General features: G+C 72.5%; 18 protein-coding genes and 2 tRNA genes. 7 read left to right on the top strand and 13 right to left on the bottom strand.

The features are described 5' to 3' along the window. Positions 1-97: 97 nt before the first annotated feature. A complete protein-coding gene (rpmB, locus tag ACQEVS_RS24245; RefSeq protein WP_004942804.1) occupies positions 98-283 on the top strand; it encodes a 50S ribosomal protein L28 in 186 nt (61 codons plus the stop codon). A 282-nt stretch (positions 284-565) separates the two neighbouring features. Here the strand turns inward: rpmB and thiD are convergent, their stop codons facing one another. Beyond that, positions 566-1354 (bottom strand): bifunctional hydroxymethylpyrimidine kinase/phosphomethylpyrimidine kinase, encoded by a 789-nt coding sequence (gene thiD / locus ACQEVS_RS24240; RefSeq protein ID WP_433023595.1) that lies wholly within the window; start codon positions 1352-1354, stop codon positions 566-568. Positions 1355-1375: 21 nt separating this feature from the next. Next, complete coding sequence (locus tag ACQEVS_RS24235; RefSeq protein WP_433023594.1) at positions 1376-2359, bottom strand: thiamine-phosphate kinase; 984 nt, start codon at positions 2357-2359, stop codon at positions 1376-1378. Between the two features lie 155 nt (positions 2360-2514). Between ACQEVS_RS24235 and ACQEVS_RS24230 the strand changes: the two genes are divergently transcribed. Beyond that, positions 2515-2748, top strand: a complete 234-nt coding sequence (locus ACQEVS_RS24230) for an Lrp/AsnC ligand binding domain-containing protein (protein WP_433023593.1) — start codon at positions 2515-2517, stop codon at positions 2746-2748. A gap of 19 nt (positions 2749-2767) precedes the next feature. After that, positions 2768-3331, top strand: coding sequence for a DUF3515 domain-containing protein (locus ACQEVS_RS24225; protein WP_433023592.1), 564 nt, complete (start codon positions 2768-2770; stop codon positions 3329-3331). On the opposite strand, the gene ACQEVS_RS24220 is transcribed toward ACQEVS_RS24225, so the two are convergent. Genes ACQEVS_RS24220 through ACQEVS_RS24210 form a run of 3 tightly spaced genes read right to left on the bottom strand, consistent with a single transcriptional unit; the run spans position 3328 to position 6274 of the window. Continuing rightward, positions 3328-4476, bottom strand: a complete 1149-nt coding sequence (locus tag ACQEVS_RS24220; RefSeq protein ID WP_433023591.1) for a D-alanine--D-alanine ligase family protein — start codon at positions 4474-4476, stop codon at positions 3328-3330. The two genes, ACQEVS_RS24225 and ACQEVS_RS24220, sit on opposite strands and share 4 nt — an antisense overlap. Before the next feature lie 35 nt (positions 4477-4511). Then, positions 4512-5510 (bottom strand): NAD(P)H-dependent glycerol-3-phosphate dehydrogenase, encoded by a 999-nt coding sequence (locus tag ACQEVS_RS24215; RefSeq protein ID WP_433023590.1) that lies wholly within the window; start codon positions 5508-5510, stop codon positions 4512-4514. Continuing rightward, positions 5507-6274 carry a lysophospholipid acyltransferase family protein gene (locus ACQEVS_RS24210; RefSeq protein WP_433023589.1) on the bottom strand — a complete coding sequence of 256 codons (768 nt, stop codon included), beginning with the start codon at positions 6272-6274 and terminating at the stop codon, positions 5507-5509. The genes ACQEVS_RS24215 and ACQEVS_RS24210 overlap by 4 nt, the downstream gene beginning before the upstream one ends. Before the next feature lie 251 nt (positions 6275-6525). Between ACQEVS_RS24210 and cofC the strand changes: the two genes are divergently transcribed. Continuing rightward, positions 6526-7200 carry a 2-phospho-L-lactate guanylyltransferase gene (gene cofC, locus ACQEVS_RS24205; protein ID WP_433023588.1) on the top strand — a complete coding sequence of 225 codons (675 nt, stop codon included), beginning with the start codon at positions 6526-6528 and terminating at the stop codon, positions 7198-7200. 10 nt (positions 7201-7210) lie between these two features. Then, a complete protein-coding gene (locus tag ACQEVS_RS24200) occupies positions 7211-7435 on the top strand; it encodes a hypothetical protein (RefSeq protein WP_433023587.1) in 225 nt (74 codons plus the stop codon). Positions 7436-7667: 232 nt separating this feature from the next. Here the strand turns inward: ACQEVS_RS24200 and ACQEVS_RS24195 are convergent, their stop codons facing one another. The 4 genes from ACQEVS_RS24195 to leuC all read right to left on the bottom strand — a co-directional run bounded on the left by ACQEVS_RS24195 (position 7668) and on the right by leuC (position 10977). Next, a complete protein-coding gene (locus ACQEVS_RS24195) occupies positions 7668-8348 on the bottom strand; it encodes an HU family DNA-binding protein (protein WP_433023586.1) in 681 nt (226 codons plus the stop codon). Positions 8349-8471: 123 nt separating this feature from the next. Then, positions 8472-8717: a hypothetical protein gene (locus tag ACQEVS_RS24190; RefSeq protein ID WP_185941263.1), complete on the bottom strand. Its 246-nt coding sequence runs from the start codon at positions 8715-8717 to the stop codon at positions 8472-8474. Positions 8718-8909: 192 nt separating this feature from the next. Further along, positions 8910-9503 (bottom strand): 3-isopropylmalate dehydratase small subunit, encoded by a 594-nt coding sequence (leuD, locus tag ACQEVS_RS24185; RefSeq protein WP_433023585.1) that lies wholly within the window; start codon positions 9501-9503, stop codon positions 8910-8912. 52 nt (positions 9504-9555) lie between these two features. Next, positions 9556-10977: a 3-isopropylmalate dehydratase large subunit gene (gene leuC / locus ACQEVS_RS24180; RefSeq protein ID WP_433023584.1), complete on the bottom strand. Its 1422-nt coding sequence runs from the start codon at positions 10975-10977 to the stop codon at positions 9556-9558. 98 nt (positions 10978-11075) lie between these two features. Between leuC and ndgR the strand changes: the two genes are divergently transcribed. Beyond that, positions 11076-11804: an IclR family transcriptional regulator NdgR gene (gene ndgR / locus ACQEVS_RS24175; RefSeq protein WP_040889156.1), complete on the top strand. Its 729-nt coding sequence runs from the start codon at positions 11076-11078 to the stop codon at positions 11802-11804. A gap of 171 nt (positions 11805-11975) precedes the next feature. On the opposite strand, the gene ACQEVS_RS24170 is transcribed toward ndgR, so the two are convergent. Beyond that, positions 11976-12470, bottom strand: coding sequence for a DUF4188 domain-containing protein (locus ACQEVS_RS24170; RefSeq protein WP_433023583.1), 495 nt, complete (start codon positions 12468-12470; stop codon positions 11976-11978). Between the two features lie 85 nt (positions 12471-12555). Here ACQEVS_RS24170 and ACQEVS_RS24165 point away from each other — a divergent pair, with 85 nt between their 5' ends. After that, entirely contained in the window at positions 12556-13263 is a 708-nt protein-coding gene (locus tag ACQEVS_RS24165; RefSeq protein WP_433023582.1) for a MerR family transcriptional regulator, read from the top strand. On the opposite strand, the gene ACQEVS_RS24160 is transcribed toward ACQEVS_RS24165, so the two are convergent. The 3 genes from ACQEVS_RS24160 to ACQEVS_RS24150 form a co-directional block, all read right to left on the bottom strand. Beyond that, entirely contained in the window at positions 13211-14089 is an 879-nt protein-coding gene (locus ACQEVS_RS24160) for an MEDS domain-containing protein (protein ID WP_433023581.1), read from the bottom strand. The two genes, ACQEVS_RS24165 and ACQEVS_RS24160, sit on opposite strands and share 53 nt — an antisense overlap. Before the next feature lie 116 nt (positions 14090-14205). Next, a tRNA-Glu gene (locus ACQEVS_RS24155) sits at positions 14206-14278 on the bottom strand. 30 nt (positions 14279-14308) lie between these two features. Next, positions 14309-14380, bottom strand: a tRNA-Gln gene (locus ACQEVS_RS24150). Between the last annotated feature and the right edge of the window lie 8 nt (positions 14381-14388).

The following is a 14388-nucleotide window of genomic DNA, read 5'->3' as shown; positions in this document are numbered from 1 at the left end:
ACTGCCGGTCACTCTCTGAGATCTCGGCACGCAGGGATTCACCGTACGTGCCTGTCGTCCTCGCGTGAGCGAGGGTGACCCGTCTTTGGAGTAACCCGTGGCTGCCAACTGCGACGTCTGCGGCAAGGGGCCGGGCTTCGGCAACAACATCTCGCACTCGCACCGCCGTACCTCCCGCCGTTGGAACCCCAACATCCAGCGGGTGCGTGCGAAGGTCGGGGCGACGCCGAAGCGGCTCAACGTCTGCACCTCGTGCATCAAGGCCGGCAAGGTCTCGCGCTAGCGGCTTTGTGCCAGTGGCGCAGCCCTTTCCGGTTGCTTGAAGCCGGTCCCTTCGGGGGCCGGCTTTTTGCTGTGCCCCGGTCCCTCCCCTTCGCCGTTTCCTGGGGCTCTGCCCCAGACCCCGTAATCGCGGCTTCGCCGCTCGTCCTCAAGCGCCGGACGGGCTGAATAGCCCGTCCGGCGCTTGAGGACAGCGCGCGCAGCGCGCTTCGGGGGTCTGGGGGCTTGCCCCCAGGAATCGGCGAAGGGGAGGGACCGGGGCACCAACCCGCCGCAGGCGCCCTCAGCGCAGCGCCCACCCGTGATCCACCGGCCCGATCCCCTCCCCCAGCGGGAAACCGGCAGCGATCGCCCCGGTGACGTACTCCTTCGCCGCCCCCACCGCGTCCGGTACGGACAACCCCTTCGCCAGCCCGCAGGCGATCGCACTCGCCAGCGTGCACCCTGTCCCGTGCGTGTGCCGGTTGTCGTGGCGCGGAGCACGCAGCAAGTGCTCCGACGTCCCGTCCGTCAGCAAGTCCACCGCGTCGCCGGGCAGGTGGCCGCCCTTGACGAGGACCCAGCGCGGGCCGAAGGCCAGCAGAGCGTCGGCGGCCCGCCGGAGATCGTTCTCGCCCGTGACGCGGACGCCCGTGAGCCACGCGGTCTCGTCGAGGTTGGGCGTGGCCACCGTGGCCAGAGGAAGCAGTTTCAGACGGAGCGCGTCGAGCGCGGACGCGGCCAGCAGCGGATCCCCGTGCTTGGAGACGCCCACAGGATCGACCACGACAGGCGCCCCGACCCCCGTCAGCAACTCGGCGACGGTCTCCACCAGCTCCGCCGAGGCCAGCATCCCGGTCTTGACGGCCTGGACGCCGATGTCGTCGACGACGCTGCGGAACTGGGCCCGTACCGCCTCCGCGGGCAGCGGCCAGGCGCCCTGTACGCCGCGGGAGTTCTGGGCGGTGACGGCGGTGAGGACGCTCATGCCGTGGGTCCCCAGGGCGAGCATCGTCTTGAGGTCGGCCTGGATGCCGGCGCCGCCGCCGGAGTCGGAGCCGGCGACGGTCAGCACGCGCGGAGGTATCGGCATGAGGACCAACCTACGCGCCGCTCAGTCCTCCTCGGCCTCCGGCAGGTCCTCGTCGCCGAAGTGGTCCCAGCCGCCCGCCCGCTCCCAGGGGGCGCCGTCGACGGTCACCTGGGGCAGGGCGGACGGGTTGACCACCTCGCCGATCACCTTCCAGCGGGCGGGCAGTTTCACGTCCGGCGGGAAGGTGGCGACGATGGCGTGGTCCTCGCCGCCGGTGAGCACCCACTGCAACGGGTCGACGCCGACGGCCTGCCCGATGTCGCACATCTGCGTGGGCACGTCGATGGCCGCCGTGTGCAGGTCGATCCGGACCTTGCTGGCCTCGGCGATGTGCCCGAGGTCGGCGATCAGTCCGTCGCTGACGTCGGTCATGGACGTGGCGCCGAGCGAGGCGGCGGCCGGGCCCGCGTGGTACGGGGGTTCGGGGCGGCGGTGCGCCTCGACGAAGGCGCGGGGGGAGCGGAAGCCCCGGGAGAGGACGGCGAGTCCGGCCGCCGACCAGCCGAGCCAGCCGGTCACCGCGACGACGTCGCCGGGCTGGGCGCCGGAGCGCATGACGGGTTCGTGGTTGCGGAGGTCGCCGAGGGCCGTGATGGAGACGGTGATGGTCTCGCCGCGCACCACGTCCCCGCCGACCACCGCCGCACCGGCGACCTGACATTCGTCGCGGATTCCGTCCATGAGCTCCACCGGCCAGGTGGCGGGGAGTTCGGCCGGGACGACGAGGGCGAGCAGTACGGCGGTGGGCACGGCGCCCATGGCGGCGATGTCGGCGAGGTTCTGGGCGGCGGCCTTGCGGCCCACGTCGTAGGCGGTGGACCAGTCGCGGCGGAAGTGCCGCCCCTCCAGGAGCACGTCCGTGCTGGCCACGACCCTCCGGTCGGGCGCTGCGACCACCGCGGCGTCGTCGCCCGGTCCCAGCCGGACGGCCGGGGTGGTGGTGAGCCGGGAGGTCAGCTCCCTGATGAGGCCGAACTCCCCCAACTCGCCGACGGTGCCTTTCACTGCGCTCCTCCTCGGAGTATCCGGTGCTGTGGTCTCGCGGTTCCCGAGGAACCGCGCGCCGCGCAGGTGGCGCGGGTCTCCCCGTGCCATGCGGCGGCGCGGTACGGTGGCGTCTCTTCTCCCCACATGATCCTCGAAGCCGCCCTGGAGGTTCCGTGGTACAGGCGTACATCCTGATCCAGACCGAGGTCGGCAAGGCGTCGACCGTGGCCGAAGTCATCTCGAAGATCACCGGCGTGATCCAGGCCGAGGACGTGACGGGTCCCTACGACGTCATCGTCCGCGCCCAGGCCGACACCGTGGACGCGCTCGGCCGGATGGTCGTCGCCAAGGTCCAGCAGGTGGAGGGCATCACCCGGACCCTGACCTGCCCGGTCGTCCACCTGTAGCCCCTCGTATGCTCGGCCCGTGAGCACTGTGTTCGCCCGTACTGTCCCACTCGTCCCGCACCTCCGTCCCGTCCGGCCGCGCCGGCGGGCCGCCCTGTCCGTCGCGGCGGCCCTGCTGTGCGCGGCCGTCGGCTGTTCGGCGGCGGACGACGCCCCGCGGCCCGCGGTGCCCGCCCCGTCCGGACACCAGGCGGCCCTCTGCCGGGCGCTGCACAAGGAGTTGCCGGACGAGGTGGGCGGGCTGAAGCGCCGTGCCACCGATCCCGTCTCGGACTTCACCGCCGCCTGGGGCGACGGCCCGTGGATCGAACTGCGCTGCGGGGTGCCGCGGCCGGAGATCTTCAACGATGTACGGACGCAGGCCGTGGACATCGACGGGGTGAAGTGGTCCCCCGAGCGGCTGCCGGACGGGAGCATCCGCTGCACCACCCCTCTGCGGCCGGTGTACGTCGAGGTCACGCTGCCGAAGGAGGTGGCCGGCGGCGGCGGCGACATGAGCGCGCTCGTCGATCTCGCCGCCGCCGTCCGGAAGGCGGTGCCGTCCGACGACCCGGACGACTCCCCCGCTCCGAAGACCCCCTAGCGCAGGCCCGTCGAGCGGCGCAGCGCGGCCTGGAGGAGGCGGTCCACCAGCTCCGGGTACTCGACGCCGCTCTCCTGCCACATGCGCGGGTACATGGAGATGGGCGTGAAGCCCGGCATGGTGTTGATCTCGTTGATGACGAACTCGCCGTCCTCGGTGAGGAAGAAGTCCGCGCGGACCAGGCCCTCGCAGGAGACGGCCTCGAACGCCTGGACGGCCAGCTCCCGGACGCGGCGGGTCTGCTCGTCGGTCAGCGGCGCGGGGACGATGCCGGCGGCCGAGTCGATGTACTTGGCCTCGAAGTCGTAGAAGGAGTGCGCCTCCACGGGCGGGATCTCGGCGGGCACGCTGGCGCGCGGCCCGTCCTCGAACTCCAGGACCCCGCACTCGATCTCGCGGCCCCGCAGCAGGGCCTCGACGAGGATCTTGGGGTCGTGGCGGCGGGCCTCCTCGATGGCCTCGTCCAGGCCGGAGGCGTCGTCCACCTTGCTGATGCCGATGGACGAGCCGGCACGGGCGGGCTTCACGAAGAGGGGCCAGCCGTGCTCGTCGGCGAAGTCCAGCACCTTGCGGCGGGCGGCCTCGCGGTCGTTCTCCCACTCGCGCGGGCGGATCACCTCGTAGGGGCCGACGGACAGCCCGTAGGAGATGAAGATCCGCTTCATGTACTCCTTGTCCTGGCCGACGGCCGAGGCGAGCACGCCGGCGCCCACGTAGGGGATGCCGGCCAGTTCCAGCATGCCCTGGAGGGTGCCGTCCTCCCCGTAGGGGCCGTGCAGCACCGGGAAGACCACGTCGACCTCGCCGAGCGCCTTGGGCACCGAGCCGGGCTCGGTGTAGACGACCTCGCGGTTGGCGGGCGCGACGGGCAGCACGACCTCGCCCTCCGGCGACTCGGCGAGCCGGTCGACGCTGGGCAGCGTGCGGCCGGAGATGGCCATCCGCTCGGGATCGTCGGTGGTCAGCGCCCAACGGCCGTCCTGCGTAATGCCGATCGGCAGCACGTCGTACGTGGTGCGGTCGATCGCGCGCAGCACCGCTCCGGCGGTGACCACGGAGATGGCGTGCTCGGAACTGCGGCCGCCGAAGACGACCGCGACGCGCGGCTTGCGGCCGGGGCTCTGGGTGGGGTTCTCGCTGCTCATATCGCGTTGAGACTACCTGGTGGCCCCGCCGGATCTCAGTGCCGCTCCGGCTTGGCGCTGCGCGCCATCAGCTCCTTCAGGGCGACCATGGGCGGCTTGCCCTCGTGGACGATGCCCACCACGGTCTCCGTGATCGGCATGTCGACATGGTGCCTCCGCGCCAGATCGAGCACGGACTCGCAGGACTTGACGCCCTCCGCCGTCTGCTTGGTGACGGCGATGGTCTCCGCCAGGCTCAGCCCGCGGCCCAGATTGCGGCCGAAGGTGTTGTTGCGGGAGAGCGGCGAGGAGCAGGTGGCGACGAGGTCGCCCATCCCGGCGAGTCCGGCGAAGGTGTGCGCGTCGGCGCCCATCGTCAGGCCGAGCCGGGTGGTCTCGGCGAGGCCGCGGGTGATGAGGGACGCCTTGGCGTTGTCGCCCAGGCCCATGCCGTCGGCGATGCCGACCGCGAGCGCGATGACGTTCTTGACGGCGCCGCCGAGCTCGCAGCCGACCACGTCGGTGTTGGTGTAGGGGCGGAAGTACGCGGTGTGGCAGGCGGCCTGGAGGCGCTTGGCGACGTCCTCGTCACGGCAGGCGACGACGGCGGCGGCGGGCTGCCGGTCGGCGATCTCCTTGGCCAGGTTGGGGCCGGTGAGGACGGCGACGCGGTCCGGCGAGACCCCGGCGACCTCCTCGATGACCTCGCTCATCCGCTTGGCGGTGCCGAGTTCGACGCCCTTCATCAGGGAGACCAGCACGGTGTCGTCGGCCAGCAGCGGCTTCCAGGCGGCGAGGTTGCCGCGGAGCGTCTGGGAGGGCACGGCGAGCACGGTGAACGCGGCCCCGGCGGCGGCCTCGGCGGGGTCGGTGGTGGCCCGGACGGCGGAGGGCAGTTCGACGCCGGGGAAGTAGTCCGGGTTGGCGCCCTTGTTGACGGCGTCCACGACGGCGGCGCGGCGGCCCCACATGGTCACCTCGCAGCCGGCGTCCGCGAGGATCATCGCGAAGGCGGTGCCCCAGGATCCGGTGCCGAAGACGGCGCAGCGCGTCACTTGCCGTCCTCCTGGCGGTCGGTACCGGCTGCGCGGCGGGCGGCGGCGGCCGCGCGGGCCTTCTTGAGGGTGTACGGCTCGGCGGGGGCCGGCTCGTCGCGGAGTTCGGCGAGGAGTTCGGTGATCGCGGCCATGATCTTGTCGGTGACCGCGCGCAGCACCTCGGCGGTCGGCTCCTTGTCGTGGAACTCGGCGAGGTCCACGGGCGGGCCGGCCATCACCCGCAGGGTCTTGCGCGGGAAGAGGCGGACCTTCTTCTCCTTGGCGTACGGCGGCATGGCCTCGTGGGCGCCCCACTGGGCGACCGGGATGACGGGCGCCTTGGTGAGCAGGGCGACCCGGGCGGCGCCGGTCTTGCCCTCCATGGGCCACAGGTCGGGGTCGCGGGTCAGGGTGCCCTCGGGGTAGAAGGCCACACACTCGCCCTTGTTGATGGCGTCGACGGCGGCGCGGAAGGCGTTGGCCGCGTCGGTGCTCTCCCGGTAGACGGGGATCTGGCCGGTACCGCGCAGCAGGGTGCCGACGAATCCGTTGCGGAAGAGGCCGGCCTTGGCCAGGAAACGGGGGACGCGCCCGGTGTTGTACTGGAAGTGGGCGTAGGACAGCGGGTCCAGATACGAGTTGTGGTTGATGGCGGTGATGAAGCCGCCGTCGGCGGGAATGTGCTCCATTCCGCGCCACTCCCGCTTGAACAGAACCACGAGCGGCGGTTTCGCCAACACCGCCGTAAAGCGGTACCAGAAGCCGATTCTGTGGCGGGACACCCGTACACCCTTCTCTTGGGACCTGGAAGCTTCCACGGGCCTGCTGCTCTCCCGGGGCCGGACAAGTGTGGCGCCAGGTACCCGGTCTGTCGAGAACACCGTAACCCCGCGCCCCTCCGGCGGCAGCGGCCGGAGTCCCGCGGCGGGGGCGCGCGGCCGAGGGCGACAATGGGCCCGGCAGGGGCCGGTGACGACCGGGCGGGGCCCGGGGGGACCGGGGTGGCCCCCGGGCGGAGGAGAGAGGGAGTGCCGTGCGCTGGACGCTGGTGGTGCCGCTGAAGCCGCTGGCGCGGGCCAAGAGCCGGCTGGCGGCGGTCGCGGGATCCGGTACGAGCCGGCCCGCGCTGGCGCTGGCCTTCGCGCTGGACACGGTGGAGGCCGCGCTGTCCTGCGCGGCGGTACGCGATGTGGTGGTCGTCACCGACGACCCGCTGGCCGGGGCGGAACTGAGGGCGGCCGGTGCCCGTACCGTCGCCGAACCGGCGGGCGGCGGGGGCCTCAACGCGGCGCTCGCGCACGGGGCGCGGACGGTCCGGGCGCACCGCCCGCGGGCGGGTGTGGCGACGCTGAACGCGGATCTCCCGGCGCTGCGCGCGGTGGAACTCGGGCGGGTGCTCGATTCGGCGGCGGAATTCCCGCGCGCATTTCTCGCGGATGCCGAGGGAATCGGGACGACGCTGTTGGCGGCGGCTCCCGGAATGCTTTTGGCGCCGGCGTTCGAGGGCCGCTCGCGCGCCCGGCACCAAGCTTCCGGGGCGCGGGAAATCGGCCTGCCCGGGGTGGATTCCGTGCGCCGGGACGTGGACACGCCGGCGGATCTCCGGGCCGCGCTGGCCCTGGGCGTGGGGCCGCGCACGGCCGCGGCCGCCGGGGCGTGGGCGGCCGCCGGGCCGCCGCGCGGGGCCGCCGGGACGGCGACGGACTAGGCTCTCGGGCATGCAGGCCACCGCGTACACCTACGACCCCGAGACCCGCTGCGGAAGCGTTCTCCTCGACGACGGCACCCCGGTGCCGTTCGACGCCGAGGCGTTCGACGCGGGCGGTCTGCGGCTGTTGCGGCCGGGGCAGCGGGTGCGGATCGAGCTCGCGGACGCGGCGGAGGGGCGTACCGGCGGGCCGGGGCGGCGGCGTGTGACGTTGGTGACGTTGCAGACCTTCTGACGCCGGCGCGGCCCCCGTCGGGGCCGTGGCCCTCCCGCGGCCTCCGGCGGCCGGTGTGAACTCCCCTGGCTCCTCCGGCATCCGGGAACCCCGGAGCGGGCGCGGAGGGCCTCAGAGGCCGTACAGCGGCCCGTACGGGCCCGCTACGGCCTGGTGCTCCCGCCCTGAACGCACCGCGGGCCGGGCTCCCCGAAGGGAGCCCGGCCCGGCGCGTGACGCCGTCAGCGGCTTTTTACTTCTTCTTGGCCGCGGCCTTCTTGGCGGTGGTCTTGCGCGCCGTGGTCTTGCGCGCCGGAGCCTTGGTCGCCGTGGCCTTCTTCGCCGGGGCGGTCTTCTTCGCCGTGGCCTTCTTGGCCGCGGCGGCGGTCGCCTTCTTCGCCGGCGTCGCCTTCTTGGCCGCTGCCGCCTTGGTGGCGGGCGCGGTCTTCTTGGCGGTGGTCTTCTTCGCCGTCGCCGTCGTCTTCTTGGCGGTGGTGGCCTTGGTGGCGGTGGTCGCCTTCTTGGCCGTGGTCGCCTTCTTGGCGGCCGTCTTCTTGGCGGTGGCCTTCTTGGCCGCGGCCTTGGTGGTGGCCTTGCCACCGGAAAGGCTGCCCTTGGGCGCCTTCTTCACCGCGACCTCGCCGCCCTTGGGCAGCTTCTTCGAGCCGCTCACCAGGTCCTTGAAGCCCTGACCGGCGCGGAAGCGGGGCACCGAGGTCTTCTTGACCCGGACGCGCTCGCCGGTCTGCGGGTTGCGGGCGTAACGGGCCGGGCGGTCGACCTTCTCGAACGAGCCGAAGCCGGTGACCGAGACCCGGTCGCCGGCGACGACCGCACGGACGATCGCGTCGAGTACCGCGTCGACCGCGTCAGCGGCCTGCTGACGGCCGCCGAGCTTGTCGGCAATCGCTTCAACGAGCTGCGCCTTGTTCACGTCTTCCCCTTCGGAGACACCTGCTGGAATTTGTTCCAGCCTTTTCGCACGTTAGGCAGATATATACCGCAAATCAAACACGAAACGGTCTAATCACCCTTGTGCCGCAACGAACCCGACCCATCACGGAGTTCCGTCGGTGCCGCGCTCTGAAGGGAAACGGCCCTCGTCGAGGTCCTTCATCAGCCGGTCCAGGCGCATTGCCGCGCCTGAGAGATCGTGCTTCGCCGCGGCCGTGATGGCCAGCAGCTTCCGGGACAGCGCCATCCGTACGCCCTCCGGGACTTGCAGTGCGCGCACTCGGGAGTGCGCTTCCTTGAGTTGGTCGGCGACGAGCCGGTAGAGCCCGAGTTGGCTGTCGCGTTCCATGCACCGATTGTGCCATCTGAGGCGAGTTGTCGCCTCACAGGGCCTCAACAACGCGGTGCGCCCCCTGTCCGAAGACAGGGGGCGCATCATGCCAAACCTGGGGTGAACAGCGGAAATCGAGGGTCGCTCCGGGGTCCGGGCGCTGGGCCGAACGGGCGGGAAATCGGGTTGCCGGCCGGGCCGAAAACGGCCTCAGACCTGGGCCGTGGACGGCTTGTGGGCCGGTCGGCGGGCCTCGAAGGCGGCGATGGCCGACTCGTGCCGGAGGGTCAGCCCGATGTCGTCCAACCCCTCCAGCAACCGCCACCGGGCGTTCTCGTCAAGGCTGAAATCGGCCGTGATGCCCTCGGCCCGCACCTGGCGGGCGACGAGGTCCACGGTGACCTCCGCGGTGGGGTCGGCCTCGGTCAGCTCCCACAGCCGCTCGACGGTCTCCTGCGGCAGGACGACCGTCAGCAGACCGTTCTTGAGCGAGTTACCCCGGAAGATGTCCGCGAACCGTGCGGAGATCACGGCTTTGAAGCCGAAGTTCTGCAGCGCCCAGACCGCGTGCTCGCGGGAGGAGCCGGTGCCGAAGTCCGGTCCGGCGACCAGGACCGAGGCGCCCGCGCGGGCGGGCTCGTTGAGGACGAAGTCCGGGTCCTTGCGCCACGCCTCGAAGAGGCCGTCCTCGAAACCGTCGCGGGTGACCTTCTTCAGCCAGTGCGCCGGGATGATCTGGTCGGTGTCCACGTTGCTGCGGCGCAGCGGCACGGCCCGGCCGGTGTGTGCGGTGAACGCTTCCATGAGCTGCTCTTCCTCGCTGGGTGGAGTGCTGGGGTAGGGTGCCCTGCGCCGTTCAGGCGGCGAGGACCGGACCGGCCGGCAGATCGGCGGGCGAGGCGAGCCGGCCGAGCACGGCGGTGGCGGCGGCGACCTGCGGTGAGACCAGGTGCGTCCGGCCGCCCTTGCCCTGCCTGCCCTCGAAGTTGCGGTTGGAGGTCGACGCCGACCGCTCGCCCGGCGCCAGTTGGTCGGGGTTCATGCCCAGGCACATCGAGCACCCGGCGTGCCGCCACTCGGCACCCGCCGCGGTGAACACCGCGTCGAGCCCCTCGTCGACCGCCTGCAGCGCCACCCGGACGGACCCCGGGACCACCAGCATCCGCACTCCGTCGGCGACCGCGCGGCCGCGCAGGACGTCGGCGGCGGCCCGCAGGTCCTCGATCCGGCCGTTGGTGCAGGAGCCCACGAAGACGGTGTCCACCCGGATGTCCCGGAGCGCCTGACCAGCCGTCAACCCCATGTACTCCAGGGCGCGTTCGGCCGCCGAGCGCTCCGAGGCGTCCTGGTACGAGGCGGGGTCCGGGACGGCCGCCGACAGCGGCGCGCCCTGCCCCGGGTTGGTGCCCCAGGTGACGAACGGGGAGAGGGCCGACGCGTCGATGACCACCTCACGGTCGAAGACGGCGTCGTCGTCGGTGCGCAGGGTGCGCCAGTGGGCGACGGCGGCGTCCCAGTCGGCGCCCCGGGGGGCGTGCGGCCGGTCCTTCAGATAGGCGAAGGTGGTCTCGTCCGGGGCGATCATGCCCGCCCGGGCGCCGGCCTCGATCGACATGTTGCACACGGTCATCCGGGCCTCCATCGAGAGCTTCTCGATCGCGGACCCGCGGTACTCGATGACATGCCCCTGGCCGCCGCCGGTGCCGATCTCCGCGATGACCGCGAGGATCAGGTCCTTCGCGGTGACCCCTTCGGGGAGTTCGCCCTCGACCGTGACGGCCATGGTCCTGAACGGCGACATGGGCAGCGTCTGGGTGGCGAGCACGTGCTCGACCTGGCTGGTGCCGATGCCGAAGGCCAGGGCGCCGAACGCGCCGTGGGTGGAGGTGTGGCTGTCCCCGCAGACCACGGTGGTGCCGGGGTGCGTCAGTCCCAGCTGCGGTCCCACTACGTGGACGACGCCCTGCTCCACGTCGCCCAGCGGGTGCAGCCGGACGCCGAACTCGGCGCAGTTGCGGCGGAGGGTCTCCAGCTGGACGCGCGAGACCGGGTCCGCGATGGGCTTGTCGATGTCGAGGGTGGGGGTGTTGTGGTCCTCGGTGGCGATGGTCAGGTCGGTGCGGCGCACCGGCCGGCCCGCCTTGCGCAGTCCGTCGAACGCCTGGGGGCTGGTGACTTCGTGCAGCAGGTGGAGATCGATGTAGAGGAGGTCGGGCTCGCCCTCGGCGCGCGCCACGACGTGCTCTTCCCAGACCTTCTCGGCCAGTGTGCGTCCCATCGCTGTCCCTCCGGATCGGGGTGCCGTGGGATACAGGTTGGCGGCTTCCGGGGAAACGTGAACTTGCGTTTCATAGTGTGAGACGCGAGTATCGTTGCATGGACAATTCTGGTGGCGCCTCGAGCGGAGTGGGCGTACTCGACAAAGCGGCCCTGGTGCTGAGCGCCCTGGAGTCGGGTCCGGCGACGCTCGCCGGCCTGGTGACGGCCACCGGCCTGGCGCGCCCGACCGCGCACCGGCTCGCGGTGGCCCTGGAACACCACCGCATGGTGGCGCGCGACATGCAGGGCCGCTTCATCCTCGGCCCCCGGCTGAGCGAACTCGCGGCCGCGGCGGGCGAGGACCGGCTGCTGGCCACGGCCGGCCCGGTCCTCACGCACCTGCGGGACGTGACGGGCGAGAGCGCCCAGCTCTACCGGCGCCAGGGCGACATGCGCATCTGCGTCGCGGCGGCGGAACGGCTGTCCGGACTGCGGGACACGGTCCCGGTCGGATCCACCCTGCCCATGAAGGCCGGCTCCGCCGCCCAGGTCCTGATGGCCTGGGAGGAGCCCGAGCGGTTGCACCGCGGGCTGCAGGGGGCCCGGTTCACGGCCACGGCGCTCTCCGGTGTGCGGCGGCGCGGGTGGGCGCAGTCGATCGGGGAGCGGGAGCCTGGCGTCGCGTCCGTCTCCGCGCCCGTGCGGGGGCCTTCGAATCGGGTGGTGGCGGCGGTTTCGGTGTCCGGGCCCATTGAGCGGCTCACCCGGCATCCGGGGCGTATGCATGCCCAGGCGGTGCTGGATGCCGCGGTGCGGCTGACGGAGGCGTTGCGGCGCAACGGGTGAGGTGCCCCGGTCCCGCCCTTTCACCGTTTCCGCGAGAGGGCCCGCACCCCCGAAACCGCGCTCCGCGCGGTTGTCCTCAAACGCCGGACGGGCTGATATAGCCCGTCCGGCGTTTGAGGACGAGGGGGTCTGGGGCGCAGCCCCAGCAAACGGCGAAGGGGGGACCGGGGCTCAGCCCGCCGCAGGCGCGGCCAGCCGCTCCGCGGCCCGCTCGCCCCGCCGGGCCACCGGCTCGACGCCGTGCGCGGCACCCAGCCCGTACGCCGGCATCCCGCTGTAGATCGTCTCGTACGACCCCGGAGGCACGACGTACGTCTCGTGCCAGATCCCCACCCGCCCCGCCGCGTTCCGCGCCCGCCGGTTGAACGCGGCCCACGCCGGCCGGTGGAGCCGTTGCCCGTCGACCGCGTAGGCGAGCAGCTTCTCCCTGGATTCCCAGTACTGCACCGCCATGTACTCCCGGGGCCCGGCGGTCAGCAGCCGGTACCCCAGCAGCCCGGCGTCCGGGTCCCGGTCGAGTTCGGTCACCATCCGCCGCATCATGCCGAGCAGCGGCACCCAGTGGCGCACGGAACGCCAACGGTTGATCCGCATGCCGATCAGGAAGACCACCGCGTCTCCCTCCGCCGCCGCCGTGACCCGGCCCGTTATCGGTGACGTACTCATGTCACAACCCCCCACGACCACTCGTTGGATAGCGGCGCTATCCATGCTTGGATAGTCGCACTATCCATGGAAGGGCGCAAGAGCCATGCGACTGGCGGAGCTCAGCGAACGCAGTGGCGTTCCCACCGCGACGATCAAGTACTACCTGCGGGAGGGCCTGCTGCAGCCCGGCCACCGGGTGTCGGCGACCCAGGCCGTGTACGACGAGGGCCATCTGCGGCGGCTGCGGCTGGTGCGGGCGCTGATCCAGGTGGGCGGGGTCTCGGTGGCCGCCGCGCGGGAGGTGATCGCCGCGGCGGAGGACACGTCCCTGGACCACCACACGCGCCTGGGAGCGGCCACCTGGACCCTTCCGGGGGTGCCGGCGCCGGAGGGCGGTGACGAGGCCGTGGAGGCCGCCCGTGGGGCGGTGGACGGCCTGCTCGCGCGGCTGGGCTGGGATCCGGCGGAGGTGGCGGTCTCCCCCGCCTACCGGACGCTGCTGCACTCGGTCGCCGCCCTGGCCCGGCTGGGCTACCCGTGCGGCACGGAGCACCTGCTGCCGTACGGGCGGCTGGCGGCGGAGCTGGCCGTCACCGACCTGGACCTGGTGTTCGCGGAACCGACGGTGGGCGGGCAGGTGGAGGCGGCGGTGGCGCTCACCGTGCTCTACGAGCCGGTGCTGCTCAGTCTGCGGCGCCTGGCGCACGGGGAGGAGTCGGCGCGGCGCATCGGAGGCGCGGGCGGGGGCCCCGCGGAGCTCAGCCGACCGACTCCGGCAGCCGGAGACCGGGAGTCCGGTCCCAGCCGATGAGCGTGATGACCTCGCACAGCCGGGGCGCGAGGCCGGTGAGTTCGACGGAGCGGTGGCGGGCGGCGCGGGCCCGGGCGAAGGACATCAGCAGCCGGAGGCCGCCGAGGTCGGGGAACTCGACGCCGGACATCTCCAGGCGGAGGTCGCCGCGGACCGCGGCCACCGAGCGCAGGGCGTCCCGCAGCTGCCGGTGGGCGGAGGCGTCGACCCGGCCCTCCAGGCGCAGGCCGGGCGGCCGGTAGGTGCGGACGACGAGCAGGTCGGGGGTTCTGACCAGCGGGTCGGGGCCCACGCCGCGGGTGTGGGCCGAGGCGGCGGCGTCGAGCGCCTCGGGGGCGCAGCGCCGGACGTCGTACTGGCAGACGGCCAGCGCGCGGCCGGCGGCGAACTCCTCGCCGAGCAGGGACTCGTACCGCAGCAGCCGGCGTACGTCGCGGCCGTCGTGCGGGGCCGGGCAGGGCTCCCCGGCGATGCGCAGGGCGCGGTAGCCCTCCGCGCGGGAGCGGGTGGCGGCGGCGCGTAACCGGTCCCGCAGGGCGGCGGGCTCCAACGGGCCGTCTCCGGTGCGGAGTTCGTCGAGGGGGACCACTTCCACGCCGGCGCGCGGGCACGGCAGCCGGTACCGGTCGAGGAGGGCCGCGGGGTCGTGGGGGTCCCGGCGGCCGGCCAGGTAGAGGATCTTGTCCTGGGCGTCCAGGCCGCCGCGGACGAACTCCCGCAGGACCGCGGTCCGCTCCTCGTCGGAGGCGAAGAGCAGACAGGCGTGGTCACCGGGCCGGAGGTCGCCGACGGGGGTCCGGTGGAGCGCGCCACGGGGAAGGGCCATGCGGGGAATTATGGCGACGGCGCCCCGGGGCGAGAAGGGCGCACGGGGTGGGAACGGGAAAACCGGGCGGGAACGGTAAATGCCCCCGCGTATCGCGAGGGGCATTTCCGTGTGCGTACCCCCGACCGGATTCGAACCGGCGCTACCGCCTTGAGAGGGCGGCGTGCTAGGCCGCTACACAACGGGGGCTTGCTCTTTTGCAGACTCGGAAGTCTTGCGCTGGGCTACCAGGACTCGAACCTAGACTAAATGAACCAGAATCACTCGTGCTGCCAATTACACCATAGCCCATGGTGATG

The organism is Streptomyces sp. CA-181903 (genome assembly GCF_050937075.1).
Lineage (GTDB): Bacteria > Actinomycetota > Actinomycetes > Streptomycetales > Streptomycetaceae > Streptomyces.
The sequence above is the reverse complement of the archived record's forward strand: the minus strand, read 5'-3'. Positions and strand labels throughout refer to the sequence as shown.